Annotated in this window: 28 protein-coding genes; 16 read left to right on the forward strand and 12 right to left on the reverse strand. The window is 70.9% G+C overall.

Translation table 11 applies throughout. The annotated features are described in order from the left end of the window. Positions 1-175: 175 nt before the first annotated feature. The gene (locus tag ISP_RS05480) at positions 176-370 is read left to right on the forward strand and encodes a PspC domain-containing protein (protein WP_013222993.1); all 195 of its coding nucleotides are present in this window, start codon (positions 176-178) and stop codon (positions 368-370) included. A 168-nt stretch (positions 371-538) separates the two neighbouring features. Here ISP_RS05480 and ISP_RS05485 read toward each other — a convergent pair whose 3' ends face one another. Then, positions 539-1,204: a TetR/AcrR family transcriptional regulator gene (locus ISP_RS05485; protein WP_013222994.1), complete on the reverse strand. Its 666-nt coding sequence runs from the start codon at positions 1,202-1,204 to the stop codon at positions 539-541. A gap of 118 nt (positions 1,205-1,322) precedes the next feature. Here ISP_RS05485 and ISP_RS05490 point away from each other — a divergent pair, with 118 nt between their 5' ends. After that, entirely contained in the window at positions 1,323-2,822 is a 1,500-nt protein-coding gene (locus tag ISP_RS05490; RefSeq protein ID WP_013222995.1) for an MFS transporter, read from the forward strand. A 36-nt stretch (positions 2,823-2,858) separates the two neighbouring features. On the opposite strand, the gene ISP_RS05495 is transcribed toward ISP_RS05490, so the two are convergent. Genes ISP_RS05495 through ISP_RS05505 form a run of 3 tightly spaced genes read right to left on the reverse strand, consistent with a single transcriptional unit; the run spans position 2,859 to position 5,487 of the window. Further along, positions 2,859-3,518 carry a response regulator gene (locus tag ISP_RS05495; RefSeq protein ID WP_013222996.1) on the reverse strand — a complete coding sequence of 220 codons (660 nt, stop codon included), beginning with the start codon at positions 3,516-3,518 and terminating at the stop codon, positions 2,859-2,861. After that, positions 3,515-4,657, reverse strand: a complete 1,143-nt coding sequence (locus ISP_RS05500) for a sensor histidine kinase (RefSeq protein ID WP_013222997.1) — start codon at positions 4,655-4,657, stop codon at positions 3,515-3,517. The genes ISP_RS05495 and ISP_RS05500 overlap by 4 nt, the downstream gene beginning before the upstream one ends. Further along, positions 4,654-5,487, reverse strand: a complete 834-nt coding sequence (locus ISP_RS05505) for a CPBP family intramembrane glutamic endopeptidase (protein ID WP_013222998.1) — start codon at positions 5,485-5,487, stop codon at positions 4,654-4,656. Before ISP_RS05505 ends, ISP_RS05500 begins: the two co-directional genes overlap by 4 nt. Before the next feature lie 173 nt (positions 5,488-5,660). Here ISP_RS05505 and ISP_RS05510 point away from each other — a divergent pair, with 173 nt between their 5' ends. Together ISP_RS05510 and ISP_RS05515 are read left to right on the forward strand one after the other, a co-directional pair. Then, positions 5,661-6,149, forward strand: coding sequence for a SigE family RNA polymerase sigma factor (locus ISP_RS05510; RefSeq protein WP_013222999.1), 489 nt, complete (start codon positions 5,661-5,663; stop codon positions 6,147-6,149). Continuing rightward, on the forward strand, positions 6,149-6,892 hold the full coding sequence (locus ISP_RS05515; protein WP_013223000.1) for a hypothetical protein: 744 nt from the start codon (positions 6,149-6,151) through the stop codon (positions 6,890-6,892). The genes ISP_RS05510 and ISP_RS05515 overlap by 1 nt, the downstream gene beginning before the upstream one ends. 38 nt (positions 6,893-6,930) lie before the next feature. On the opposite strand, the gene ISP_RS05520 is transcribed toward ISP_RS05515, so the two are convergent. The 3 genes from ISP_RS05520 to corA form a co-directional block, all read right to left on the reverse strand. Continuing rightward, positions 6,931-7,770 carry a ParB N-terminal domain-containing protein gene (locus ISP_RS05520; RefSeq protein ID WP_013223001.1) on the reverse strand — a complete coding sequence of 280 codons (840 nt, stop codon included), beginning with the start codon at positions 7,768-7,770 and terminating at the stop codon, positions 6,931-6,933. Further along, complete coding sequence (locus ISP_RS05525; RefSeq protein ID WP_013223002.1) at positions 7,767-8,417, reverse strand: metallophosphoesterase family protein; 651 nt, start codon at positions 8,415-8,417, stop codon at positions 7,767-7,769. Before ISP_RS05525 ends, ISP_RS05520 begins: the two co-directional genes overlap by 4 nt. A gap of 179 nt (positions 8,418-8,596) precedes the next feature. Then, entirely contained in the window at positions 8,597-9,679 is a 1,083-nt protein-coding gene (gene corA, locus ISP_RS05530; RefSeq protein ID WP_013223003.1) for a magnesium/cobalt transporter CorA, read from the reverse strand. Positions 9,680-9,999: 320 nt separating this feature from the next. Between corA and ISP_RS05535 the strand changes: the two genes are divergently transcribed. Beyond that, entirely contained in the window at positions 10,000-10,503 is a 504-nt protein-coding gene (locus ISP_RS05535; protein ID WP_013223004.1) for a MaoC family dehydratase, read from the forward strand. Positions 10,504-10,510: 7 nt separating this feature from the next. Further along, on the forward strand, positions 10,511-11,605 hold the full coding sequence (locus tag ISP_RS05540; RefSeq protein WP_013223005.1) for a DUF2332 domain-containing protein: 1,095 nt from the start codon (positions 10,511-10,513) through the stop codon (positions 11,603-11,605). Here ISP_RS05540 and ISP_RS05545 read toward each other — a convergent pair whose 3' ends face one another. Then, on the reverse strand, positions 11,606-12,019 hold the full coding sequence (locus ISP_RS05545; RefSeq protein ID WP_013223006.1) for an NUDIX domain-containing protein: 414 nt from the start codon (positions 12,017-12,019) through the stop codon (positions 11,606-11,608). Between the two features lie 195 nt (positions 12,020-12,214). Here ISP_RS05545 and ISP_RS05550 point away from each other — a divergent pair, with 195 nt between their 5' ends. The 7 genes from ISP_RS05550 to ISP_RS05580 all read left to right on the forward strand — a co-directional run bounded on the left by ISP_RS05550 (position 12,215) and on the right by ISP_RS05580 (position 18,831). Then, positions 12,215-12,379 carry a hypothetical protein gene (locus ISP_RS05550; protein ID WP_162472554.1) on the forward strand — a complete coding sequence of 55 codons (165 nt, stop codon included), beginning with the start codon at positions 12,215-12,217 and terminating at the stop codon, positions 12,377-12,379. A 20-nt stretch (positions 12,380-12,399) separates the two neighbouring features. After that, the gene (locus tag ISP_RS05555; RefSeq protein WP_003095467.1) at positions 12,400-12,960 is read left to right on the forward strand and encodes a PH domain-containing protein; all 561 of its coding nucleotides are present in this window, start codon (positions 12,400-12,402) and stop codon (positions 12,958-12,960) included. Positions 12,961-13,009: 49 nt separating this feature from the next. Continuing rightward, positions 13,010-13,882 carry a PHP domain-containing protein gene (locus ISP_RS05560; protein WP_013223008.1) on the forward strand — a complete coding sequence of 291 codons (873 nt, stop codon included), beginning with the start codon at positions 13,010-13,012 and terminating at the stop codon, positions 13,880-13,882. 1 nt (position 13,883) lies between these two features. Further along, positions 13,884-14,513, forward strand: a complete 630-nt coding sequence (locus ISP_RS05565; protein WP_013223009.1) for a MarC family protein — start codon at positions 13,884-13,886, stop codon at positions 14,511-14,513. Positions 14,514-14,637: 124 nt separating this feature from the next. Beyond that, on the forward strand, positions 14,638-17,100 hold the full coding sequence (locus ISP_RS05570) for an alpha-L-rhamnosidase-related protein (RefSeq protein WP_013223010.1): 2,463 nt from the start codon (positions 14,638-14,640) through the stop codon (positions 17,098-17,100). 273 nt (positions 17,101-17,373) lie between these two features. Continuing rightward, on the forward strand, positions 17,374-18,225 hold the full coding sequence (locus ISP_RS05575) for a RecB family exonuclease (protein WP_034286316.1): 852 nt from the start codon (positions 17,374-17,376) through the stop codon (positions 18,223-18,225). Between the two features lie 12 nt (positions 18,226-18,237). Continuing rightward, a complete protein-coding gene (locus ISP_RS05580; RefSeq protein ID WP_013223012.1) occupies positions 18,238-18,831 on the forward strand; it encodes a hypothetical protein in 594 nt (197 codons plus the stop codon). Positions 18,832-18,965: 134 nt separating this feature from the next. Here ISP_RS05580 and ISP_RS05585 read toward each other — a convergent pair whose 3' ends face one another. Further along, positions 18,966-20,279 (reverse strand): Rv3212 family protein, encoded by a 1,314-nt coding sequence (locus ISP_RS05585; RefSeq protein WP_187324690.1) that lies wholly within the window; start codon positions 20,277-20,279, stop codon positions 18,966-18,968. 26 nt (positions 20,280-20,305) lie between these two features. Beyond that, a complete protein-coding gene (locus ISP_RS05590; protein WP_013223014.1) occupies positions 20,306-22,102 on the reverse strand; it encodes a DEAD/DEAH box helicase in 1,797 nt (598 codons plus the stop codon). 230 nt (positions 22,103-22,332) lie between these two features. On the opposite strand from ISP_RS05590, the gene ISP_RS05595 reads away from it, so the two are divergent. From ISP_RS05595 to ISP_RS05605, 3 genes are all read left to right on the forward strand, one after another. Then, positions 22,333-22,986, forward strand: a complete 654-nt coding sequence (locus tag ISP_RS05595; protein WP_013223015.1) for a ferritin-like fold-containing protein — start codon at positions 22,333-22,335, stop codon at positions 22,984-22,986. A gap of 119 nt (positions 22,987-23,105) precedes the next feature. Beyond that, positions 23,106-23,336, forward strand: coding sequence for a DUF3107 domain-containing protein (locus ISP_RS05600; RefSeq protein WP_013223016.1), 231 nt, complete (start codon positions 23,106-23,108; stop codon positions 23,334-23,336). Between the two features lie 124 nt (positions 23,337-23,460). Next, complete coding sequence (locus ISP_RS05605) at positions 23,461-23,619, forward strand: hypothetical protein (protein ID WP_014466628.1); 159 nt, start codon at positions 23,461-23,463, stop codon at positions 23,617-23,619. Positions 23,620-23,687: 68 nt separating this feature from the next. Here ISP_RS05605 and ISP_RS05610 read toward each other — a convergent pair whose 3' ends face one another. Next, the gene (locus ISP_RS05610) at positions 23,688-24,005 is read right to left on the reverse strand and encodes a DUF4873 domain-containing protein (protein WP_013223017.1); all 318 of its coding nucleotides are present in this window, start codon (positions 24,003-24,005) and stop codon (positions 23,688-23,690) included. Continuing rightward, positions 24,002-24,772: a TetR/AcrR family transcriptional regulator gene (locus ISP_RS05615; protein WP_013223018.1), complete on the reverse strand. Its 771-nt coding sequence runs from the start codon at positions 24,770-24,772 to the stop codon at positions 24,002-24,004. Before ISP_RS05615 ends, ISP_RS05610 begins: the two co-directional genes overlap by 4 nt. Between the last annotated feature and the right edge of the window lie 6 nt (positions 24,773-24,778).

The following is a 24,778-nucleotide window of genomic DNA, read 5'->3' on the forward strand; positions in this document are numbered from 1 at the left end:
GGCGAACCCGCAGTTCAGGCGGATTTCGGAGGGTGCGCGCGGATTTCGCCGCCATCCTGAACGATTTTCGGCTTTGCCGTCCCCTAAGGGAGCGATCCATCGCGCGAGCGATGCGGAAGCGGGTACTCCGGTGGTGAAGTGGAGGTATCGGAACTTCGAGGAAAAGGAAACGACGATGAGCGCACCGGTCACCCGACGACTGTCCCGTCCGCGCCACGGTCGCATGATCGGCGGCGTCTGCGCGGGCCTGGCGCAGCGGTACGGCATGAAGCCCGGCACCGTGCGGCTGCTGGCCGTGCTGTCCTGCCTGCTGCCGGGGCCGCAGTTCGTGGCCTACCTGATCATGTGGGCGATCATTCCGTCCGAGTGATGCCGCATTGTTCGCTGCGCCGGTGATCCGAGGGGGTCGCCGGCGCTGTGCTGCTCGGCGTGCGTATCGGTCCGGCAGGGGCGTGTGGCCCAAGGGCGGGCCTGTGGTGCGGTCGTGTGCTGGAGGTCCTGTTGCATTGCTGCTGCCGGATCTCCGTGCGGCCTCCGGTCAGGGTCGCCAGCAGGACATCGCCTCGTCGACCTCGTCCACGCCGAGCGGGGGCCTCGGCAGCTTCGACGGCTCGCCGGGGCGGGCGCGCAGGCCGTCGAGCAGCATTGCCAGGCAGCGGCGCCACAGGTCCGGCTCGACCGCCGACGTGAACTCGATCACCGAGCCGATCATCATGTGCAGCAGCGGAGTGTCCGTGGCGGAGAAGTCGGCGCGCAGGCCGCCCGCCTCCTGGGCCCGTTCGACGAGCCGTGTGATCAACGGCACCAAGCGCGCTTTTTCCTCGGCCACGTGCTCGTGGCCGAACTTGTTCGACAGCATGATCTCGCGCAGCCCGCGGTCGCCCGAGTGAAGCTCGATCGACTTCCAGGTGAAGTCGACGAACGCCTGCCAGGCGTCTTCGGCCTTCAGCGCTTCCTCCGCCAGCGTGGAGATCTCCTCCATCCGCTCGGCGAACATCGCTTCGACCAGGTGTTCCTTGCTGGGGAAGCGGCGGTAGACCGTGCCGACGCCGAGGCCGGCGTGGTGCGCGATGTCGTCCAGCGTGGCTTCGAGCCCGCGCCGGCCGAACACCTCGCGGGCCGACGCCAGGATGCGACGGCGGTTGAGTTCAGCGTCACGCCGCAGCGGCCGCGCCGGTGCGGCGGGACCAGCGTCCCGTGCCATGCACCCAGTCTAACCCCAGAAGTAGAGGCGCCCTCTCCGGTTCTTGTGTACCTTGGGGCGAGTAAGGGGAGATACCTACTCCACATAGTCTTTTGATCACTTTCTGTGAGGACACTCCATGCCCGAGTCCACACTTGCCGTCGCGCCGTCGGGGGACACGCGCGCCGGCGAAAACCCGCACCACGCCAGACGCTGGCTGATCCTGGTGATGATCGGCATCGCGCAGCTGATGGTCGTGCTCGACGCGACCGTCGTGAACATCGCGCTGCCCTCGGCCCAGGTCGACCTGGGCTTCTCCAACGACGCCCGGCAGTGGGTCGTCACGGCCTACGCGCTCGCGTTCGGCAGCCTGCTGCTGCTCGGCGGGCGGCTCGCCGACCTCTTCGGCCGCAAGAACACCCTCCTCGTCGGCCTGGCCGGCTTCGCCGCGGTGTCCGCGCTCGGCGGCTTCGCGACCAACATCGAGATGCTGCTGATCGCCCGGGCGGCACAGGGCGTGTTCGGTGCGCTGCTCGCGCCCGCCACGCTTTCGCTGCTGACCACGACGTTCACCGACCCGAAGGAACGCGGCCGCGCGTTCGGCGTGTTCGGCGCCATCGGCGGTGGCGGCGCGGCGGTCGGCCTGCTGCTCGGCGGCGTGCTCACCGAGTACCTCGACTGGCGCTGGTGCATGTTCGTCAACATCATCTTCGCCGTCATGGCGTTCGCCGGCAGCTCGGTGCTGCTGCGCAACCAGCGGGACGCGGGCCCGCGGCCGAAGCTCGACCTGCCGGGCACGGTGACGGCGTCGGCCGGTCTGTTCGCCCTGGTCTACGGCTTCGCCAACGCCGAGTCGGACTCGTGGTCGTCGGTGTCGGTCTGGGGCTTCCTGGTCGCCGGGGTGGCGCTGCTGGGCGTGTTCGTCTGGCTGCAGCAGCGCGTCGCGCACCCGCTGCTGCCGCTGCGCGTGCTGCTCGACCGGGACCGCGGCGGCTCGTACCTGGCGATGTTCCTGCTCGCCATCGGGATGTTCGCGATCTTCCTGTTCCTGACGTTCTACGTGCAGCAGAACCTGCAGTTCACGCCGATCCAGAGCGGCCTCGGGTTCCTGCCGATGGTGGCGACGCTGATGCTGGCCGCCACCTCGGCGACGGCCGTGCTGCTGCCGCGGTTCGGTCCGCGGCCGCTGGTGCCGACCGGCATGGCGATCGCCGCCGGCGGCCTGTTCTGGCTGAGCGGCATCGGCCTGGACAGCACGTACGCTTCCGGCGTCCTCGGCCCGCTGCTGGTGATGGGCTTCGGCATCGGGCTGGCGATGGCGCCGGCGATGAGCGTCGCGACGTTCGGCGTCGAGGCCCACGACGCGGGCGTCGCGTCGGCCGCGGTCAACACGATGCAGCAGGTCGGCGGTTCGATCGGCACGGCGCTGCTGAGCACGCTGGCCGGCAACGCGGCCGCGGACTACATCGCGGGCAAGGCCCCGACGCCGCAGCTGGCGGCCGAGGCGGCGATCGAGAGCTACACGACGGCGTTCACCTGGGCCGCGGTGATCTACGTGGCGGGCGCGGTGCTCAGCGGCCTGCTGCTGCGCCCGGGCGTCCCGAAGGGTGAAGCGGCGCCGGGCGCCGTGCACATCTAGTTCCCCGTGCGTGAACGGGCCTCCCCGGAGGCCCGTTCACGTCGCCAAGCCGTGCCGGTAGGCGTAGACGACCGCCTGGACGCGGTCGCGCAGGTCCAGCTTGGTGAGGATGCGCGACACGAACGTCTTGACGGTTTCCTGGCTGATCACGAGCCGCTCGGCGATTTCGCTGTTGGAGAGGCCCTCGGCGAGCAGGCGCAGGACCTCCAGCTCGCGGGGCGTCAGCGGGACCTCCGGTGCGGCGCCGGGGACGGGCCGGATCCGGGCGGCGTGCCGGCCGACGAGGCGGCGCGTCACCTCCGGGTCCAGCAGCGCCGCGCCCGTGGCCACGGTCCGGATCCCGTGCAGCAGCCGGTCCGGCGGGGCGTCCTTGAGCAGGAACCCGCTCGCGCCCGCGCGCAGCGCTTCGTAGACGTACTCGTCGAGGTTGAACGTCGTCAGCACGAGCACCTTGACCGGGTGCGCCACCCCGGCCCCGGCCAGCAGGCGGGTGGCCTCGATGCCGTCGAGCACCGGCATGCGCACGTCCATCACGACGACGTCCGGACGCAGCCGGAGGGCGAGGTCGACCGCGGCCCGGCCGTCGCCGCACTCGCCCACCACCTCGAAGCCGGGTTGGGCCCCGATGATCGTGACCAGCCCGGTGCGGATCAGCATCTGGTCGTCGCAGACCAGGACCCGGATCGGCGCGCTCACGCCGGGTTCCCGGTGGGGATCCGGGCGCACACGGTGAACCCGGCGCCGTCGCGGCCCGCGCTGAAGTCGCCGCCCAGGACGCCGACCCGTTCGCGGAGCCCGGCGAGACCGCGGCCGCTCCCGCCGGGCGAGGTGCTCCCGGAACCGGCCGTGCTGACCGCCACGGCGATCTCGCGTTCGCCGTGGTGCACCTCGACCGAGGTGCGGCTGCCGCGGGCGTGCTTGAGGGCGTTCGTCAGGGCTTCCTGCACGACCCGGTAGGCCACCAGGTCGGCGCTGCCGGCGGACTCGGCGGGCGTGCCCTCCTCGGTGAACTCCACCGGCTGCCCGGCCTCGCGGGCGTGCTCGACGAGCGCGAGGAGCCCGCCAGGGGACGGCGTCCTGGCCTCCGGCCCGTGGTCGGGGTTGAGCAGGTCGAGCAGGTGCCGCAGGTCGGTGATGGCCCGCCGGCCGGTGCCGGTGATCGCCGTCAGGGTCCGGTCGAGCCGGTCCGGCGCGGCGGTCAGGTACCGGGCCGCCTCGGCCTGCACGACCATCGCCGTCACGTGGTGGGTGACGACGTCGTGGAGCTCACGGGCGATGCGGGTGCGTTCCGCGGCGAGCGTGTCCTCGGCGACGCGGCGGCGGCGGTCCGCTTCCGCCACCCGGGTGGAGCGCAGCCACGCGCCGAGACCCCACGCGAACACCAGCAGCAGGTAGAACGTGAAGAACTCGACCAGCGGCTCGGAACCGGACCGGAAGAGAACGACCGCGAGCAGCACGTACGCGGCGGAAAACAGCAGCGCGGTGGTGGCCCGGCGCCGGTTCACGTGGGCGCCCGCGCTCACCAGCGCGACGGCCAGCGCGGTGCCCGCCACCGAGTGGTAGCCGCGGAGCTGGTCGAGGGCGAAGCCGAGCGAGACCAGGGCGAGGCACAGCGCCGGCCACCGCCGGCGCACGGCGAGCGGGAGGGTTTCGAGGAGGAGGACCCCGATGGCCGGTGCGTCGAAGGGCCGGTTCGGCAGGCCGCCGAGCTCCGTCCCGTGGTTCCGCAGCGCCGGGACGAACGCCGCCGCCAGGAACAGCAGGCCGAGCGGGAGATCGCGGAGCACGGGGTCGAGCCGGCGCCAGCGCGCCAGGAGCCGCCGGTGATCGATCACGGGGCGAGTGTAGTGACGGCGTCGGCCCGCTCGGCGCGCTTGCGACGGGGGACCAGGTGGCCGCGGCGGCGGGCCAGCCACAGGAACGCGCACGTCGCCAGGACGCAGACCAGCACCGAGTACAGGCTTCCTTCCGGACCGAAGTCGCCACCGGTGATGATCGACGGCCCCGACGTCACGGCGTCCAGGAGTCCTTGCGGGGTGCCGTTGCCCGAGACCTCCGTGCCGAAGAGCCCGGCCGCGGCGAAGTTCCAGCCGAAGTGCACGCCGATCGGAACCCAGAGCTTGCGCGTGGCAACGTACGCGGCGGTCAGCAGGCCGCCGGCCTCGATGGCGATGGCGATGGCGCCCCACAGGCTCGCGTGGGCGTTGAACAGGTGCGAGAGGCCGAACAGCACGCCGGTCGCCACCAGCGCGATCCCGGTGCCGGTGTACTTCTCGACCACCCGGAACAGGATGCCGCGGAACAGCAGCTCTTCCGTCACCGCGGCGGCGGCCATGAAGCCGAGCAGGCCCACCGCGCCCGGACCGGATCCCCAGCCGCGGACCTGGTAGTCGCCGAGGAGGGCGATGTTCGCGATGACCGCTCCGAAGAGCGCCATCCCGATCAGCACCCCGCGCCCGGCCGCGAGCCCGGCGCCCGGCCCGGCCAGTTCGGTGACCGGCCGGTGCTCGGTCCGCCGCACCACCCACCGGTAGACGACCACCGCGAGCACGGCGGTCAGGCTCCCGAAGATCAGGGTGAGCCACGGATTGTCCGCCGCGGCCACGCCTTGACTGCCCACGAACGCGACCGCGGCCACGGCCAGCAGCTGTCCAACGACCCGCATGGAGATCCCCTTCGCTTCCTCCGCGGCGTGCTCCCCGCGGCTGTCTCGAACGCTAGGGAGCCGGCGGCCGGGAAGCGTCACCATCGGGAGGACACCTGCGCGTAGCTCGCACGGGGGACGCTTGAACCTTTCCGGGCCTCCGCGCACTACTAAGGGGGAGAAGGAGGGGTGGCGTGCCGAGAGACCTCGATTTCAGCGAGTACTTCGCCGCGCGGGTCCAGCGGTTCCGCCGCGTGGCGTTCGCGCTCTGCGGGGACTGGTACGCGGCCGAAGACCTGGTCCAGGCGATGTTCGTCCAGCTGTACCGGCGCTGGCGCCGGGTCCGGCCGGGCACGGTCGACGCCTACGCGCGCCGCATCCTGCTGAACCTCTTCCTGGCCGGGCGGCGGGTTTCCGGGCGCGAGTACGTGACGTCTTCGGTGCCGGAGGGCCAGTCGCCACCGGGCCGGGACACGCCCTTGCGGCTCGACGTGGAGCGGGCGCTGGCCAGGTTGACGCCCCGGCAGCGCGCGATGGTGGTGCTGCGGTTCCTCGAAGACCTGCCGGTGAGCGAGGTCGCTTCGCTGCTCGGCGTCGCCGAAGGCACGGTCAAGTCCCAGACGGCCCGCGGGGTCGAAGCCTTGCGTGCGGCCCTGCCGTCGCCGACCGGTGAGGAGTGGTGATGGAAGAGGTCCGGTCGTTGCTGAGGGCGTACGTGACCGAGGACGAGCCCCCGATCGGCCTGTCCGGGGCCGCGGTGCTGGCCGCGGCCCGCAGGTCCCGCCGGCAGCACCTGCTCGCGGCGGCGGTGGCGGTGGCCGTGGCCGTGCTGGCACTCGCGCTGGCGGTGGTGGTGCTGCCGCACCGGGGCGAGGTCGCGAACGCGCCCTGCCCGACAGCGTCGGACACGCGCGCGGCGCTGGTCGATCGCCTGAGCTGCGTGGTGGGTCGCGCGGTGCGCTCGCTGCTCCCCCCGGACGCGCAGATCACCCGGTTGACGATCCCGGGGGAGACCCCACCGGCGGACCCGTTCCACCTGATCGCCGACCCGGCCGGCGACGCGCCCCGGGACGCGTTGTTCCACATGGGGGTCCGGGTGACCGACGCACGGGGTTCGGGGTCGGTCTACATCCTGACCGTGCCCAGCGCCAACTCGGGCGGCCCGCCGTGCGAAGAACCGGAGGAGATCCTCTGCCGCAAGGAACCGACCCCGCAAGGGTTGCTGTGGCTGTCGACGCTGCGGTCCGGCGACATCCTGACCCACCGCGTGGCACTGGCCACGCCGGACGCGGTCGTGCAGTTCTGGTCGAACAACAGCGGAGTGCTGGAGCGCGCCGGCGTCGGGTTGCCGAAGCAGCGCCCGGAGCCGACGCTGACTCTGGAGCAGGTGCGGGAATTGGCGTTGACGCCGGGGCTGGCGTTCTAGGTGCGCTGTCCGCGGAGGTGGGTCCCCGGACAGCACTTCTAGGACTGCCGCGACCGCAGCTTCTCGATCACCTCGTCGTCCCAGCGGTGGGTCCGGATCAGCCGGTACCGCTCCGCCGCCACCCACATGTACGCCTCGGCGTCCGTCCGGTCGCCGATCAGGCCCGCCTGCCGCAGCATGCCCACCACCGGCACGAACTCCTCCTCGAACCAGCGCTGCGCGACGCTCGCCCGGTCGCAGAACTTGCCTTCGTCCTGCATCAGCCGGAACCCCCAGGCCTCCACGTGCTCGCCCAGCTTCGCGTAGTCCCACGGGTCCGACACGATCACCGATGCCCGCGCGTGGCCGGTCAGCGGGACGCGCTCCAGGAACAGCCTCCGGTAGTCCTTGACGATCAGGTCGCCGCGGTGGCGGATGCCGCCCGGGTCCAGTTTGGTGCGGACCACCGTCACCATTGCCTCTATTGTGGACAGTCCCTGGGCGATGGCCACCGAGACGCGGTGGTGGCCGTCGATGATGAAGTGCAGCTCGCCGACGCGGTAGACCTCGATCGGCGGGATCTCCTCGCCGCGGCGGGCGGCCAGGGCCAGGCGTTCCCAGCGCTCGCGGACGCGGGCCGACGTCGGGCGGAAGCGGCGGTCGAAGTCGCGGCTGCGGTCGACCGTGCCGACGATCGACTCCAGCTTGATCACCCGCAGCCCGATCCGGTGCTCGCCCAGATAACCGAGCGCCTCCACCACCTCGTGGAACGGCAGCATGATGTTGACGTCGTCGGGTTCGCGGCGCAGCCACGTCGAAAGCCGCGAGAGCACCTGGCCCCGGCGCGCGCGGAGGAAGTCGTTCTCCGCGTCGGCGCGGGGAAATCCCGTCTCTTTCATGAGAACTCCATGATCCGGTGGCCCACCACGTTGCGGATCCGGGTCGTACCGGCGACCCGGTCCGGCACCGGCTCGCCGTGGGGGTGGATGTGCCCGTGCAGCAGCCACTTCGGGCGCAGCGCCGCGATCGTCGAGTGCAGGCACTTGAACCCGCGGTGCGGCGGATCCGGGCGGTCGCCCAGGTCCAGCGGCGGCGAGTGCGTCAGCAGGATGTCGACGTCGCGCCCGTCGCGCCACCGCCGCAGCCGGGCGCGCCGGACCAGGCCGCGGGCGCGCCGCGCCTGCTGGCGCTGCGTCCACTGGTTCGGCCCGTCGTTGTAGCGGATCGAGCCGCCGAGCCCGGCGAACCGCAGCCCGGCGACGTCGACGACCCGGCCGTCGGCGTTGATGCCGCCCGCCGGGCCGGGCCACGCCGCGGGGAAACCGTCCTTCATGGACAGCCCGCCGTAGCGGGTGTAGCCGCTCAGGTCCGGGTCGTGGTTGCCGGGCACGAACACGCACGGGACGTCGAGCGCACTGGCCAGGAACGCCAGGTAGTCGTAGGGCAGGTCGCCCGCGCCGATGACGAGGTCGACGGAGACGGCGCGGACCGCGTCGGTCCACAACCGCTCGTCGACCTCGTCGGAGACGACCAGCGCTTTCGGCATGGACCCAGGGTACGACCCCGGGACGTCACTTCATGCCGTGCGCGAACCCCGGGTCGGCGACGATGACGAAAGTGATGACGAAGATCCAGACGAGGCTGAGCGCGAGCGCCCAGAACTTCAAGTTGGACAGCATGCGAGGCATCACGAATTCTCCGAATCCGGTGGGAAAGAAAGGGGACCTAGAGCCAGCCGTTCTTCCGGAATATTCGGTACAGCAACAGGCAGATCGCCAGGATCACGGTGATGACCAGCGGGTACCCGAACTTCCAGTGCAGTTCGGGCAGGTAGTCGAAGTTCATCCCGTAGATGCCCGCGATCATCGTCGGCACGGTGATGATCGCCGCCCACGACGTGATCTTGCGCATATCGGTGTTCTGCTGCAGCGAAATCTTCGCGACGGTCGCGTCGACCAGGGTGGACAGCAGTTCGTCGAACGCCGCGACCCGCTCGGACACCGTCGTGAGGTGGTCGGCGACGTCGCGGAAGTACGAGCGGACGTCGTCCGGCACCAGCCGCGTGTAGCCCTCGGCCAGGCGCTGGATCGGCGTGGCCAGCGGCATCACCGCCCGGCGCAGCTCGAGGACCTCCCGCTTCATCAGGTAGATCTGCTCGGCGCTGACCTGCGAGCGGGGCGCGAAGACCTGCGCCTCCATGACGTCGATGTCGTTCTCGATCCGGCCCGTGACATCGAGGTAGTGGTCGACGACGTGGTCGGCGATGGCGTGCACGACCGCGGACGGGCCCAGCTGCAGCCGCTCCGGGTCCTCGTCCAGTTCACGGCGCAGCCGCGCCAGCCCCGAGTGGTTCCCGTGCCGCACGGTGATCACGAAGTCGCGGCCGAGGAACACCATCAGCTCGCCGGTTTCGACGATCTCGTTCGCCGTGGTCGGCGACTCGTGCTCGACGTACCGCACGGTCTTGACCACCAGGAACAGCGTGTCGTCGTAGCGCTCCAGCTTCGGCCGCTGGTGCGCTTCGAGCGCGTCCTCGACCGCCAGCTCATGCAGCCCGAACGTGTCCGCGACGCCCTGGATCTGCTGGGCGTCCGGCTCGTGCAGGCCGATCCAGACGAACCCCTCGTGCCGCTTCCGGACCTCCTTGATCGCCTCGGTGTGGGTCCAGCGGCCGGGCAGGCGCTCACCGCCGACGTACACCGCGCAGTCGACGACGTACGCGGACAGCGGCACCGGGATCGGGCGGACCGGGACGGCGTTCTTGTTGCCGCGGCCGCGAAGGCCGCCGAGCGAGGGAATGGCAGGCATGGGATCTCCTGGTGTCGTGCGTGGTCGTGCGAGACGACGGACCAGGGGCGGAAAGGCGTCCGCCCGGCGACACACCAGCGTTCCCGGGGGAGAGAAGGCCTACCGAGAGATGAGCCGGCCGGCCGGTGAGGTGGGAACGCTGGGACTACTAGGGAGCGGACTATCGCCACTACTCATCGGGTTCCTCACCTCCTTCGGGCCGGGTGCGACAGTGGTGGGGCTCGCGTTGACGCGCGAACACCGATGGTTGAGGGTACTCCTCACTACGGATGCGTGTCGTACCAGCCTCAAGCGGCGTTACGCGGAACGGGAGAGAACGAGTGCAGTTCGGTCGGTACTACGAGGAGTTCGAGGTCGGTGCGGTCTACAAGCACTGGCCGGGCAAAACGGTCACCGAATACGACGACCACCTGTTCTGCCTGATCACGATGAACCACCACCCGCTGCACCTCGACGCGCACTACGCCGAGGAGACGACCGACTTCGGCAAGAACGTCGTGGTCGGCAACTACGTCTACTCGCTGCTGCTCGGGATGTCGGTGCCCGACGTTTCCGGCAAGGCCATCGCGAACCTCGAGGTCGAGTCGCTGAAGCACGTGAAGCCGACCTTCCACGGCGACACGATCTACGGCGAGACCGAGGTGCTCGACAAGACGCCGTCGAAGTCCAAGGACGATCGTGGCGTGGTGTACGTCGAGACGCGCGGCTACAAGCAGGACGGCCTGATCGTGTGCACTTTCCGGCGGAAGGTGATGGTGCCGAAGCGCTCGTACGGGGAGACTCGGGGCGGGGAGCAGCCGGGCCGGCCGGTGCCGCACGAATGAGGCTCTGATGGACCTGGACGCGATCAAGGGAATACTCCGCACGTTCGCGGAAGTCGAGGCCCGCGGGGTCTCGCCGCTGTACGAACACCTCGCCCTGCAGGCCGCCGCGGACGACGACGTCGCCGGGCTGCTGTCGGTCGCGCGCGACGGCGAGGTGCGCGGGACGCTGCTGATGGCGGTCGCGCACCGCCTCGTGCAGGCCGACCCGATCCACCCGATCTCGCGCTACTACCCGTCGCTGGGCGGCTTCGACGGCGTCGACTCCGAGACCTGGCCGCTGTTCCGGTCGTTCCTGCTGGAGCGGGCCGACAAGGCCCGGGCCCTGATTTCGGCGCGCTACACCCAGACGAACGAGGTCCGCCGGGCGGCGTTGCTGTACCCGGGCGTCGCGCGCGCGGCTCGCGAAGCGGGCGGGAAGGTTTCGCTGCTGGAGGTCGGCTGCAGCGCGGGGCTGCTGCTGGGCCTGGACCGGTTCGGCTACCGCTACCAGTGCGACGGTGGCGACCAGCTGACGGCGGGGCCGGCCAAGGCGGCGGTCGGGTTGCACTGCGCGCTCGACCTGGCGCCGGGTGCGGTGGTGCCGAAGCTGCCGAAGAAGCTGGCGCTGCTCGACCGGGCGGGCCTCGACCGGGCACCGGTGGACCTGTCGGACGAGGACGAGCTGGCGTGGCTGGAAGCGTGCGTCTGGGCGGACCAGCCGGACCGCATCAGGCTGTTGCGCACGGCGGCGGCCGAGCAGGCGAAGCACCGGCCGCGGCTGATCGCCGGGGACGGGGTCGACGACCTGCCCACGGCAGCGGAGTCGCTGGCCGGGCCGCTGGTGGTGCTGACGAGTCACGCACTGGCGTACTTCCCGGCCGAGAAGCGGGCGGCGTTCGTCTCGGCGCTGGCCGAGCTGGCGGCCTCGCGGCCGGTGTGGTGGGTTTCGGAGGAGTTCTACGGGGCCGGGCTGGAGCTCGTGCTGCCGGGCCGCGACGACCTCGCGGGCGCGGACGGGCTCGCGACGCTGGGCGTCGTGCGGTGGGAGGACGGGAAGCCCGAGGCGCACGCCTTGGCGCGGACCGCGCCGCACGGGCAGCGGATGACCTGGATGCCGCTGTAGTCAGGCGTCCGGGAGCGCATTCCAGTCGCGGAGGGTGACGTAGAGGAGCTCCACGAGCGCCCCGGCCGCCTCCAGCGCGGCAAGGTCTGCCGCATCGGCCCAACGCACCTCCGCTGCGTCGTCACCAGCCGTGAGAACTCCGCCCTCGACCTCGCAGGCGTAGTCGAAGATCTCGTACGGCCCCCGCCGTACCGAACCGACCAGTGTGCCGGGAATCACGTCCAGCCCGGTCTCCTCGGAAAGCTCCCGGACCACGGCCTCTTTGTCCGTTTCGCCTGGTTCGACTCGGCCACCCGGCAGCGACCATTGCCCCGAACCGGGGTTGTTCCGGCGCCGGATGAGCAGCAGCCGGCCCCGTGGGTCGAACGCGATCCCGCCGACGCAGCGGATTGTGGTGCCGAGGAGGCTGTCCATGTCCCGAAGGTAGACGTGACCGAAGTGAAAACCGATGTCCTGTACACGGAGAGTAGCCGTACGGTACACTTCGGACCGCGTGCTGACCCAAGCGCGGGACTTTCCTCCCCTGCGCCTGTTCAGTGCGGTACAACGTAAAAAGTCAAGTTCTCTGCTGTTGTCCGGTGTCACCGTAAGAGACGGGATTTGATCGCGGTGAACGTGAAGAAGATTGCGGGCCTCGCCGGTATCGCGTTGGTGCTGTTCTTCGTCATCGCCCAGCCTGGGCAGGCTGCCGGCCTCGTCGGCAACATCATCGACTTCCTCCGCAGCTCGGCCGAATCGGTGATCACCTTCGTCAGCAGCGTGTTCAAGGGCTGATCGGGGGCTACCCTCGAACCATGTTCGCGCCACGCGACCCCGACGAGTACCTCCTCGACACCGAGCGGCGGGTCATCCGGATCCGCCGCCACTGGGCGGTGCTGCTGTGGGACACCTTCGAGGCGGCCGCGCTGCTGGCCGTCTGCGTGCTGGTGTCCTACCTGCTGCCACCGGCGCTGTACATCGGCCAGAACATCCTCTGGTACGTCGCGCTGCTCGTCGTCCTGCGGTTCGCCTACGTGGTGATGGAGTGGTGGGTCGAGCGCCTGGTGGTCACCGACAAGCGGTTCGTCATGACCACCGGGGTGTTCACCACCAAGGTGCTGATGATGCCGATCAGCAAGGTCACCGACCTCAGCTACGTCCGCACGGCCACCGGCCGCATGATGGGCTACGGCACGATGGTGGTCGAGTCGGCCGGTCAGATCCAGGCGCTGAACAAGATCGACTTCCTGCCGCGGCCCGAAGAGTTCTACGACACGATCTCCGAGCTGGTCTTCGGTGACAAGCAGAAGCAGGCCGAACGCTTCTCCATGATCAAGGCCCAGCGCGCCGCCCGGGGCAAGAAGCCGGTCGGGTGACGTGCGCCGGGGTGTCCCGGCCGCAGTGTGACGCAGCGCATCGTCGACAATGGACGCGATGCGCATCGATCTGCACGCCCACTCCACCGCTTCCGACGGCACCGACACGCCGGCCGGGCTCGTCGCCGCGGCCGCGAAAGCCGGGCTCGACGTCGTCGCGATCACCGACCACGACACCACCGCGGGCTGGGCGCCCGCTTCCGAAGCGGTGTCACCCGGCCTGACGCTGGTCCCCGGCGCCGAGCTGTCGACGGTGTCGATCGACCCCGAGACCGGCCGGCAGATCAGCGTCCACCTGCTCGCCTACCTCTTCGACCCGACGTCCGAGCCGGTCGTCACCGAGCAGACCCGGCTGCGGCTCGAGCGCCGCACGCGACTGCGGCGGATGGCCGAGCGGATGGCCGCCGACGGCCTCCCGATCGACGCCGACGAGATCTTCGGCCTGCTGCCCGAGGATTCCCCGCCCGGGCGCCCCCACCTGGCCCAGGCGCTGGTCCGGGCCGGGCTGGTCAAGTCCGTCGACGAGGCCTTCGCCGACTACCTCAGCCCCCGCCGCGGGTACTACGTCGCCCGCCGCGACACACCGGTCGAGGAAGCCATCGACATGATCGCCGCGGCCGGCGGTGTCACGGTCATCGCGCACCCCTTCGCCTTCAGCCGCGGTGCCACGATCAGCGAGGACACCCTCGCCGGGCTGGCCGCGCGCGGGCTGACCGGCGTCGAGGCCGACCACCCGAACCACGACGCGCCGACGCGGGCCCGCACCCGCGAGCTGGCCGGCGAACTCGGCCTGCTCGTCACCGGGTCCAGCGACTACCACGGCACCAACAAGACGATCGCGCTCGGCGAGTGCACGACCGACCCCGGGCAGTTCGAGGAGCTCACTTCGCGCGCCACGGGGTTCCAGGTCGTGAAGGGCTGACATGGCGCTCGCCGACGTCTTCGACGCGAAGCTCTTCATGAGCGCGACGATCACCCTGATCGTCATCATGGACCCGCCCGGCACGGTGCCGGTGTTCCTCAGCCTCGTCGGCCGCAAGCCGGTGGCGACCCGGGCGCGCGCCGCCCGGCAGGCCGTCCTGGTGTCACTGCTGGTCATCAGCCTGTTCGCGGTCGCGGGCCAGGCGATCCTGGCCTACCTCGGCATCGGTATCCCCGCGCTGCAGGGCGCGGGCGGGCTGCTGCTCCTGCTGATCGCCCTGCAGCTGCTCACCAGCAACGGCCACGAGCCCGAGGCGGCGGCCGAGGACGTCAACGTCGCGCTCGTGCCGCTCGGCACCCCGCTGCTGGCCGGGCCCGGCGCGATCGCCGCGACGATCGTGTTCGTCCGGCAGGCCGACGGGCACATCGGCGCGTACATCGCCCTGGCGCTCGCGATCGTCACCACGCACTTCGTCATCTACCTCTGCATGCGCTACTCCGGTCTCGTCATCCGGCTGATCAAGGAAAGCGGCATCACGCTGCTGGCCAAGGTGGCCGGCCTGCTGCTCGCGGCCATCGCCGTGGAACTCGTCGCGAACTCCGTCCGCGGGTTCATCGCCGGCGGGAACTGACCCGCCACCCGGGTTGTCCTGCCGGACAGGATGCGCCCGGTCCGTTGACATCGTTGGCACCGCTATCGCAGATTGAATCTCAGCTCAGCGTTTGAAACGATTCAATGCGCCTGCGGAGGCCTCGATGAAGTGGCTCAGAGCAGTCCTGCCGGTCACGGTGCTGGTGGCGAGCGGCGTGGTCGCCGCGCCCGCCGATGCCGCGCCCGGCTGGCAGAAGTACGTCGTCGCCCCTTCGAGCCGGGACGTCCGGCCGGTGAAGGTGCTGTCCACCACCGGAGACGTCGCGAACCCGGACGGCTTGCTCGGCCGGGGTGTCGCGGTGCTGAAGCGGCAGGCGCCGCCGCCGAAGCCGGTGTGGCCCGCGGGCACCACCGCGGCCGCGTCGTCGTTCCACGCGCCGAACAGCGGCGGGAACGGCCAGCCCCGGACCTACGCCCCCGGCAACGCCGTCGACGGCAACACCGAGACGTTCTGGAACGACGACACGATCGGCGTCTACCCCGACGTCCTGACGATCACCGCGGCCGCGCCGGTCACGCTGCCCGGCGTCACCGTTCTGTCCAATGTGGACGGCGTGCCGCAGGACTTCACGGTCGAGGTGCTGGACGCGGGCGCGTGGCGGGTCGCGGCCTCCGTGAGCGGCAACACGGCGGTGCAGCGCGCGGTCACCTTCGACCGGCCGGTCACGACCGCGCAGGTCCGGATCACCGTGACCAAGGACCAGAACACCCCGTCCGGCGAGTTCAGCCGCGTCGCCGAGGTGTGGCCCGGCGTGGTCGCCGACCCGCCGGTGCCGTCGGCGGTCATCGACTTCGGCAAGGTCGTCGCGGGGTACCCGAAGATCGCGTTCGCGGGCGCGTCGGCGAACCGGCCGGGCGTCCGGCTGGCGTTCTCGGAGACCCGCCAGTACCTGGGCGAACGTTCCGACTTCACCCGCTCGGACTTCTCCGGCGGGCCCGGCACCGACCAGTACGCCGTGCCGTCGACGCCGACGGTGTGGCGGGACACGAAGGGCTGCTTGGCCGGTACGCAGGTGTGCGCGGATGGCCTGCACGGCTTCCGCTACCTGCGGATCAGCCTCGACGCGCTGGCGTCGGACGCGCCTTTGGCTCAGCCGTCCGGCGAGGTGCGCATCAGCGGCGTCTCGCTCGACTTCACGCCGTTCCTCGGCACGCCGTCGAGCTACCGCGGCTGGTTCGAGTCGTCCGACGAGCAGCTCAACCAATACTGGTACGCGGCGTCCTACACGAACGAGCTGGGCATGGACACCTTCCGGGAGTCCGATGTGGACCCTCGCGGCGCGTTTTCGCCGTCGCTGGACGGGAAACTGGTCCTGCACGACGGCGCGAAGCGTGACCGGGACCCGTACGTCGGCGACGTCGCGGTATCCGGCCTGACGGAGTACCTGACGCACCAGGACGGAACGGCGGCGCGCAACGTCCTCGCCGACCTGGCCGACCACCAGCGCGCGGACGGCTGGATCCCGCCCGCGTCGATCAACAACTACACGCTGCCGCTGTTCGACTATCCGCTCTGGTGGGTCACCTCGAGCTGGGACTACGTCCTCTACACGGGCGACACCGCGTACGCGTCTTCGTACTACTCGCACCTCGTGAAGGCGCTGGACAGCTGGTATCCGTCGGTGACCGATTCGCGCGGGTTGCTCGCGAAGGGGCTCAACGGCACAAGCGGCTACGGCGACTACGCGTTCCTGCCGCGTACGGGCGAGGTGACGTACTACAACGCGTTGTACGTCCGGGCACTTCAAGGCGCTGCCGGCCTGGCGCGCGCGACGGGGCACCCGGCCGACGCGGATCGGTGGCTTTCGCGGGCTTCGGGCGTCTCGGCGGCGGTGAACCAGTACCTGTGGGACCCGGCGGCGGGCGCGTACCTCGACTCGGCGACGGGCGCGGTGCGCCACGGCCAGGACGGCAACAGTCACGCGATCCTGGCGGGGATCGCTTCGCCCGCGCAGGCCGCTTCGTCGTTGGCGCGGCTTGCGGCGGGGGCGTTGCCGTACGGGAACCCGTTCATGGACAACGACACTTTGGTCGGCGACGGCACGAAGCGCGTGTACGCGTTCACGTCGTTCCCGGAGCTGCAGGCGCGGTTCCGGACCGGGCAGACGGCGTCCGCGATCGACCAGATCAAGCGGATGTACGGCTGGATGGCCACGCACGACCCGGGAATCACGGCGTGGGAGGGCATCGGCGAGGGCGGCTCGCACTACGAGCAGGGGTACACCTCGGCCGCGCACGGCTGGTCGACCGGGGTCGTGCCGGCGCTGACGAACGAGCTGCTGGGCGTCTCGCCGACGTCGCCGGGCTTCGCGACCTGGACGGTTGCGCCGCACCCGGGCTCGGTTTCGTGGGCGCGGGGAGCGGTGCCGACGCCGAAGGGTGCGTTGTCGGCTTCGTGGTCTCAGCAGGGTTCGGTGTTCTCGTTGACGGCTTCCGCGCCGCGGGGAACGTCGGGCTCGCTGGTGGTGCCCGGCGGCCGGGTGGTGCTGCTGGACGGGCGTCCGCTTCGCGCGGCGGGCCCGCTGACCGTTTCCGGCGGGACGCACACCGTGCTCGTGGTGCGGTAGCGGGGCTTTCCGCGCGGGGTCGAGCTCGCCCCGCGCGGAAAGTGGCTGTGACATCTGGGGCTTCGCCTCAGGTCGGGGGCTCCGCCACCCGCACCCCCGAAAAAGTGGCTGTGTCATTTGGGGCTTCGCCTCAGGTCGGGGGCTCCGCCACCCGCACCCCCGAAAAAGTGGCTGTGTCATTTGGGGCTTCGCCCCAGGTCGGGGGCTCCGCCACCCGAACCCCCGAAAAAAGTGTCGGTGGTGATGCGTAGCGTGGGCGCCGTGAAGGACCAGATGGGCTTCGACTTCGGCGTCGCGCAACCGGTGCGGCTCACAAAGGTCTCGCCGGCACGGCTGGCGACCTTCGACGACTGCCCGCGCCGGTACCGGCTCGCGTACCTCGAACGGCCGACCCCGCAGCGCACCGGGCCGTGGGCGCACAGCACGCTGGGCGCGGTGGTGCACAACGCGCTGCGGGCGCTGTTCGACCTGCCCGCGCTCAAGCGCGTGCCGCAGCGGGCGGTGGCGCTGGTGGCCGAGTTCTGGAAGGACGCGGGCTTCGAGACCGAAGAGCAGGCGGCGCGGTACCGGGCGCGGGCCAAGGGGTGGGTGGCGGAGTACGTCGAGGACAACGACGTCTCGCACGACCCGGTGGGGCTGGAGCGGTGGGTGTCGGCGCCGGTCAGTTCGACGCCGGGGGAGCGGCCGTCGATGATCATCGAGGGCCGCACGGACCGGATCGACGCCCGTGACGGCTCGCTGGTGATCGTGGACTACAAGACGGGCCGCCGTCCGCCGGACGAGTACGAGGCCCGGGCGTCGCAAGCGCTTGCGTTGTACGCGGTGGCGGCGGCGCGGACGTTGCGGATGCCGTGCACCACGGTGGAGCTGCACCACCTGCCGACGGGCACGATCGCGGCGGCGGAGCACACCCCGGAGAGCTTGCAGCGGCACCTGCAGCGCGCGGAAGAGACCGCGGGAGACCTGCGGCTGGCCACGGATACCCTGGACGCGGGCGGCGACGGGGACGTGTTGTTCCCACCCCGCCCGGACCGGCGGTGCGCCTGGTGCGACTTCAGGCCGAGCTGCGCGGCGGGCCAGGAAGCGGCCCCGCAGGCGCAGCCGTGGGACCTGCTCGCGCCCTGAACGGGAGGGAACGTGGCTTCACCGGACACCGACGAACTGGCGACCGTCCCGCTGCCCGCGGGACAGCCCGAAGCCGCCCAGGTGCCGGCGCGCAGAGCAGCCCCGGAGGCCCGGGAGGTCGGCGCGCCGCGGCAGGAGCGCACCGAGGCAGCACCGCACGAGGCTGGGGCTGCCCAATCCGGGGAGCTTCGCGAGGCTGCGGCTGCCCAACCCGAGGCGCTCGGTGCGGCCGGCGAGCCGAACGTGGAGCAGGAGCGGGTCGCCCCCGAGCGGATCGAGCCGGGGGATACCGCCCCGGACATCGAGGCGAGTGCGCCGACCGAGCCCGCGAAAGAGCGCGGCCGCTGGTGGCGGGGGTTCACCGGCTCGCTGGCGGCCGGGCTCACGGTCCTCGCGATCGGAGTGCTCGTGGTGGCGGGCGTCTGCCTGTTCACGGGCGCCCCCGGCCCCGGCGCAACCCTGCTGGTCGGCCACCCGGTGGCCGCGGCGCTCGCCCTGCTGGCTCAGCGAGTCGCCGACCGCCGCAACGGCCCCCCGGCGGCCGGAGCCGGCGTGGCGGTGGTCCTGTTCACGGTCTCCGCCCTGACCCTCTTCTGGCTCACCTGACCCGCCTCCCGCCCCCAATCACGCGGGTTCCGCCTTCAAGCACGCCAGTTCCGGCCCCAATCACGCGAGTCACGCCTCCCGCCCGCGTGACTGGAGGGGCATCTCGCGTAATTGGGCGGGCATCAGGCGAGGCTCTACTTCAGGGCGGTGAGGGTGGGGCCGCGCTGCTCCAGCAGGACCGGGCCGGCCGCGGCCAGCCGGACCACGCCCGGGTAGCCGCGGCGCTCGACCCCTACCGTGCGGATCGTTGATCCGTCGTTCTCGTTCAGCACCGCCAAGCCGCCCTTGATCGGGACCACCAGCTGCTGGGCGTACGTGACTCCCGGGCCCAACGCGCTGCTCAACGTCCAGCGCGGCGACAGGTCGTCGCGGGACAGGGCCACCACCTTCGACCCACTGAACCAGTACATGTTCGCCGCCGTCTGGGTGGTGGCCTCGGCACCCGTCGGTGGGTCGGCCGCCAGGTCTGCCGGCGGTACGTCCAGCGGGTACGCCGTACGCTGGGTGCCGTCGCCGTTGTAGACGACCAGGAGCTTCTGGTCCGGGAGGACCACCGCCGTCAGGTCGCCCGACATCGCGATCACGCGGGCTCGCTTGCCCGCCAGCACCGAACTGAAGCTGACCTGCGGCTCGTCGTCTTTCTCCGGGGCCGCCTTGTACACCGTCAAGCGGTCGGCCGGGTCGCCCGGGCAACGCTCGATCACGCCGATCTTGCCCGACGCCGCCGCGAGCGTGCCGTACGTGCAGCCCGTTCGGGGCTGCTTGCCCGCGTTGACCAGCGCCGGGACCTCGCCGTACTCGGCGCTCTGTACGAGGTCGTCGCGCCAGGTCGTGAGGAGCTTCTTGCCCGTGGCAGTCACGTGCGAGCCGTCGTCGATCAGCTGGGTGCCCAGCTCCGCGTTGCCGTTGCGCTGCGCCGTGATCCGGCCCGTGGCCGGGTCCAGCTGCGTGACTTCGCTGCAGTTGCGGCTCTTGTGGTAGACGGCGTTCAGCCGCCCCCACACCTGGTCCAGCGTGCACAACGGCAGGTCACGCGTGTAGTGCCAGCGGATCTGGCCGGTCAGCGGGTCGCGGACGGCGACCTCGCCGCCGTCGGCCGTGGCCACCGATTCGCCGGCCACGACCGGGACCGGCGTCGCGCCGCTGGGGGCGCTCCAGATCTCGGAGAGGGATCCCGGCACCTTGTCCGGGGCGGCGGGCAGCGCCGGGGGCGGTGCCGCCTCGGTCCGGTCGGTGGCCGCGCTGTCGCTCGTCGCGCCGATGACCAGCGCGACGGCGACCACGACCACCGCGATCAGGGCGGCGATCACCCGGTCCCGCCCGCGGTTCCAAGGCGAACGACGCGCCTTGACCCGCGGGGCGGGCGGAGTGCTCTCGGGAGCGTCTTCGAGTACGTCCTCGGACCCGTAGGCAGGCGTCTCTTCAGCCGCCTTCTCGACGTCGCTCACGTACCCGAACCCCCGATGGAGAAGCCTCAGTCTGCCGAAGCAGGTGTATCAGACGTCGCGGCCGGACGGCGACGGCGGCGCCGGCGAGCCGGACGCTCGGCGTTCTCGCCGGCCTCCTTCTCGACGGCCGGGCCGGTCGCCTCCGGGGCGTTGCCGCTGCGGGTGCGGCGGCGGCTGCGGGTGCGGCCCTCCGACGAACCGGCCTCGGCGTCCGCGGGAGTGGCGGCCGCGTTGTCCGCGGCCTCGATCGCCTCGGCCGAGCGCGCACCACCACGGGTCCGCTTGCGCGGGGCCCGGGCGCGCTTGCGCGGTGCCTCTTCCGCGGCGGCCTCGCCGGCCTTACCCCGGCCACGCGGGCCGCGCTTCTTACCGCCCAGGTCCTCTTCCTCCTCGGCGGCCAGGCCCGCACGGGTGCGGTTGGCCAGCGGCAGCCGGCCCTTCGTGCCCTCCGGAATGCCCAGGTCCTCGAACAGGTGCGGCGACGACGAGTACGTCTCCACCGGCTCCGGCTTGTCGAGGCCCAGCGTGTCCGAGATGAGCTTCCAGCGCGGCATCTCGTCCCAGTCGACGAGGGTGACGGCGACGCCGGTCCGGCCCGCGCGGCCGGTGCGGCCGATGCGGTGGACGTAGGTCTTCTCGTCGTCCGGGCACTGGTAGTTGATGACGTGGGTGACGTCGTCGATGTCGATGCCGCGGGCCGCGACATCGGTGGCGACCAGGACGTCGACCTTGCCGGAGCGGAACGCGCGCAGGGCCTGCTCGCGGGCGCCCTGGCCCAGGTCGCCGTGCACGGCGGCGGCCGCGAAGCCGCGCTCGACCAGGTCGTCGGCCACCTTCTGCGCGGTGCGCTTGGTGCGGCTGAAGATCATCGTGAGGCCGCGGTCCTCGGCCTGCAGGACGCGGGCGATCACCTCGGGCTTGTCCATCGAGTGCGCCCGGTAGACGAACTGGGTGGTGCGCTCGTGGATCGCGCTCGCGTCGTTTTCTTCGGCGCGGATGTGCGTCGGCTGGCGCAGGAACGTGCGGGCCAGCGTGATGATCGGGCCCGGCATGGTGGCCGAGAACAGCATGGTCTGCCGCTCGTCCGGCACCATCCGGAGGATGCGCTCGATGTCGGGCAGGAAGCCCAGGTCGAGCATCTCGTCGGCCTCGTCGAGCACCAGGCCGCGGACCTTGCCGAGCACCAGGTGCTGCTGCTCGGCCAGGTCGAGCAGGCGGCCCGGGGTGCCGATCACGACGTCGATGCCCTTGCGCAGGGCCTCGATCTGCGGCTCGTACGGGCGGCCGCCGTAGATGGCCAGGGTGCGGATGCCCAGGTGCTTGCCGGCGCCCTTGAGGTCGTTGGCGACCTGGATGCACAGCTCGCGGGTCGGCACCACGACCAGCACCTGCGGGGTGCCGTCGCCGGGGACCTGCACGCGGTGCAGCAGCGGGACGCCGAAGCCCAGCGTCTTGCCCATGCCGGTGCGGGCCTGGCCGATCAGGTCGTCGCCGGCCATCGCCAGCGGCAGGGTGAGCTCCTGGATCGCGAAGGTGCGCTCGATGCCGGCTTCGCCCAGGGCCTTGACGATCTCCGGCTTGACGCCGAAGGACGCGAAGGTCGGGTTCTCGGGCTCGACCTCGACGCCCGCCTGCAGCGGGTGTGAGGTGTCGAGCGCGGCCGGGCCGGTCTCGCTGTGTTCCAGCGCGACGGCGGGGGTCTGTTCGGTTGTGGGAATTTCTGCGGTCAGGGTGATCGCCTCTCTCGTGACCAGCGCGCACAGCCGTGGGTCCGCTCGACACTCGACCGGGAGTAAACCCTGGTCCCTGGCGCTGATCTTCAAGCGCGGAACCGGTCCGTCCCGGGAATGCCGGAAGAGGCGTGCACGCACATTGCAGTACGTCGGCAAGCCGCGTGACCTGCCTGTTCCCGACGCCGGTATGGCGTACGGAAGCTTGATATCGAACGCCAGTGTACCTGGTCAGCAGTTTTTCGACAGTACCCGGCACGCCGGAACCAGTGTGATCGGTCTCGTCCCGACACGCCCGGGTGCTTCGGCGATACCCTGCCCCCGTGACCGAGCCCCAAGAGATCTCCGAAGGCGTAATCGACCTTCTGGGTGTGATCGCCTACCTCGAACTGTCCGCGTTCGACCGGCTGGCGGAGGACGCGCGCAGCGCCCCCACGCTGGCCGGCCGCGCCGCGCTGGCGACCATGGCGGCCGCCGAGATCGGTCACTACGGGCTGCTCGCCCAGCACCTGGCCGCCCAGGATGTCAAGATCGAGGACGCGATGGCACCGTTCGTCGCCCAGGTGGACGCCTGGCACGCGTCGACGCCCCCGAAGTCGTGGCTGGAGTCGCTGGTCAAGGCCTACGTCGGGGACGGGCTGGCCGCCGACCTCTACCGGGAGATCGCCAGCTGGCTCGACGCGGAGACCAAGGACCTGGTGCTGACCGTGCTGGCCGACACCGGCCACTCGGCCTTCGCCGAACGAGAGGTCGCGGCCGGCATCGAGGCCGACCCCAAGACCCGTGACAAGCTCGCCCTGTGGGGCCGCCGCCTGCTCGGCGAGGCTCTGACCCAGGCCCAGTACGTCGTCGCCGAGCGCGACGGGCTGGCCGAGCTCATCATCAGCGGCTCGGGCGACCTCTCCGGAATTGCCGCGCTGTTCCGGCGGTTGCAACAGGGGCACACGAAGCGCATGCAGGCGCTCGGCCTGGGCTGAACCCGATGGAGTACCCGGAAGTGACGACGTGGTCGGGCGCGGACATGCGCCACCGGAACGAGCCGGTTCGGTTAGCCTTGGCCGGCACATCCCTTACGAATTTCCAGCGGAGGTCCCACGTGGAGGTCAAGATCGGCATCAAGGACACGCCGCGCGAGCTGGTGGTGTCCAGTGGCCAGTCTCCCGAAGAGGTGGAGAAGCTGGTCGCCGAGGCCCTGACGGCCGGTGACGGGCTCTTCCGCATCAACGACGAGAAGGGGCGCAAGTACATCGTCCCCTCCGACCGCATCGCGTACGTCGAGATCGCCCCCTCCGACGTCCGCAAGGTCGGCTTCGGCGTCGGCGACTGACTCGTAGCAGCCCGCAAAAGCCACCTCGGGACGTTCCCGGGGTGGCTTTTCGCGTGCTCGGAGGTTTCACCGGATTGTGGTGTTGTGCTCGGGGTGTCGCTTTTCCGCTGCCTGGCTTCGGCCGGTGACCACTTTCGAACCGATCGTCGTGATCGAGGACTGCGGCCGGACGCCGGCCGTGATCCGGGAGAACCCGGTGGTCTCGGTCGTCGTCTCGACCGGCTCCCGGGCGTGGAGCTGCCGGGCCCGCGCCTCTCTTGACCGGATGCAACGCAGTGAATGACCCATTCAAGGCCTTCAACGCCGTGAATGGGTCATTCACTGCGTTCCGGCGGTCGGGTGGTCAGGCCGTCAGGCGTTCAGCTCTTCCAGCGTCGTCGGGACGTGGAACGGCGGCGTGCTCGTGCCCGTGATCCGGTAGCGGCCCCACGGGTCCGGGTCGGAAAGCTCTCCGGTGGCCGAATGCGAGCCCGCCTGGATCGACACGGCCTTCTTCTTGCCGCCCGCCAGGCGGGTCAGCTCCTCGTTCACCGCCACCCGGCCGTACCAGCGGTAATAGCCGTCGATCGGCTGGAAGTAGCCGCGCAGGTCGACCGTCACCGGCAGCGAAACGCCGTCGACCACCAGGGTGGCGGGACCGCGGTAACCGTCTTCGTCGTGCTCGCTCATGACGTTTCCTCCAACGACTCCGGGGCGCGGCCCAGCTGGACCACCTTGTTGGCTTCCAGGGGCAGGTTCGGATCGATGACGACGCCGTTCTGGCGGGTCAGGCCGTCGATGGCCGCCCAGATGATCTGGGTCAGGTACTCGACCACCGCGTCGCGGCTCATCGAGCGGCGGTCCAGCCACCACTCGCCGGTGTTCTGGACCATGCCGACGATGCCGTGCGCCCACGGCTCGGCCGCGCCGGAGTCCATGTTGAACATCCGCATGTAGTCGCCGAGCAGCGCCGTCAGCGCCGTCGCGATCAGTTCCTTGTCCTCGGCCACGACGTCCGACGACACCGGCTTCTCCGGCCGTCCGTGCGCCAGCAGCCGGTAGAGGTTCGGGTGCTCCTCGATCACCGTGAAGAACGCGTCCAGCGCCATCCGGATCCGCGGCACCGGCGCCAGCTCGGCGTTGATCGCCGGGATCAGCCGCTCGAAGAGGATTTCCGTGCCGCGCTGGCCGAGGGCCACGTACAGGTCGGCCTTGTCGTCGAAGTGCCGGTACAGCACCGGCTTGGTGACGCCGGCTTCCGCGGCGACGTCCTCCATGCCCAGGTCCGGGCCGTGCGTGTCGAGCGCCCGCAGTGCGGCCTCGACGAACTCCTTGCGCCGGGCGATCCGGTGCTTGCGCCAGCGGTCGCGCCGGGCGTCGCCGGTCGCCTCCTCGCTGCGGGAGGACTTGCCGGCCTGCTTGCTGGAGCGCTTGACACGTTCGATCACGAGCGTCATGCTACG

The sequence above is a fragment of the Amycolatopsis mediterranei genome, from assembly GCF_026017845.1.
GTDB lineage: Bacteria > Actinomycetota > Actinomycetes > Mycobacteriales > Pseudonocardiaceae > Amycolatopsis > Amycolatopsis mediterranei.

Excerpts from the sequence above, each read along its gene's own strand:
- ISP_RS05480 (WP_013222993.1), top strand. The coding sequence starts at position 176 with ATGAGCGCACCGGTCACCCGACGACTGTCCCGTCCGCGCCACGGTCGC.
- ISP_RS05485 (WP_013222994.1), bottom strand. The coding sequence starts at position 1,204 with ATGGCACGGGACGCTGGTCCCGCCGCACCGGCGCGGCCGCTGCGGCGT.
- ISP_RS05490 (WP_013222995.1), top strand. The coding sequence starts at position 1,323 with ATGCCCGAGTCCACACTTGCCGTCGCGCCGTCGGGGGACACGCGCGCC.
- ISP_RS05505 (WP_013222998.1), bottom strand. The coding sequence starts at position 5,487 with ATGCGGGTCGTTGGACAGCTGCTGGCCGTGGCCGCGGTCGCGTTCGTG.
- ISP_RS05515 (WP_013223000.1), top strand. The coding sequence starts at position 6,149 with ATGGAAGAGGTCCGGTCGTTGCTGAGGGCGTACGTGACCGAGGACGAG.
- ISP_RS05520 (WP_013223001.1), bottom strand. The coding sequence starts at position 7,770 with ATGAAAGAGACGGGATTTCCCCGCGCCGACGCGGAGAACGACTTCCTC.
- ISP_RS05525 (WP_013223002.1), bottom strand. The coding sequence starts at position 8,417 with ATGCCGAAAGCGCTGGTCGTCTCCGACGAGGTCGACGAGCGGTTGTGG.
- corA (WP_013223003.1), bottom strand. The coding sequence starts at position 9,679 with ATGCCTGCCATTCCCTCGCTCGGCGGCCTTCGCGGCCGCGGCAACAAG.
- ISP_RS05540 (WP_013223005.1), top strand. The coding sequence starts at position 10,511 with ATGGACCTGGACGCGATCAAGGGAATACTCCGCACGTTCGCGGAAGTC.
- ISP_RS05545 (WP_013223006.1), bottom strand. The coding sequence starts at position 12,019 with ATGGACAGCCTCCTCGGCACCACAATCCGCTGCGTCGGCGGGATCGCG.
- ISP_RS05555 (WP_003095467.1), top strand. The coding sequence starts at position 12,400 with ATGTTCGCGCCACGCGACCCCGACGAGTACCTCCTCGACACCGAGCGG.
- ISP_RS05560 (WP_013223008.1), top strand. The coding sequence starts at position 13,010 with ATGGACGCGATGCGCATCGATCTGCACGCCCACTCCACCGCTTCCGAC.
- ISP_RS05565 (WP_013223009.1), top strand. The coding sequence starts at position 13,884 with ATGGCGCTCGCCGACGTCTTCGACGCGAAGCTCTTCATGAGCGCGACG.
- ISP_RS05570 (WP_013223010.1), top strand. The coding sequence starts at position 14,638 with ATGAAGTGGCTCAGAGCAGTCCTGCCGGTCACGGTGCTGGTGGCGAGC.
- ISP_RS05575 (WP_034286316.1), top strand. The coding sequence starts at position 17,374 with ATGGGCTTCGACTTCGGCGTCGCGCAACCGGTGCGGCTCACAAAGGTC.
- ISP_RS05610 (WP_013223017.1), bottom strand. The coding sequence starts at position 24,005 with ATGAGCGAGCACGACGAAGACGGTTACCGCGGTCCCGCCACCCTGGTG.
- ISP_RS05615 (WP_013223018.1), bottom strand. The coding sequence starts at position 24,772 with ATGACGCTCGTGATCGAACGTGTCAAGCGCTCCAGCAAGCAGGCCGGC.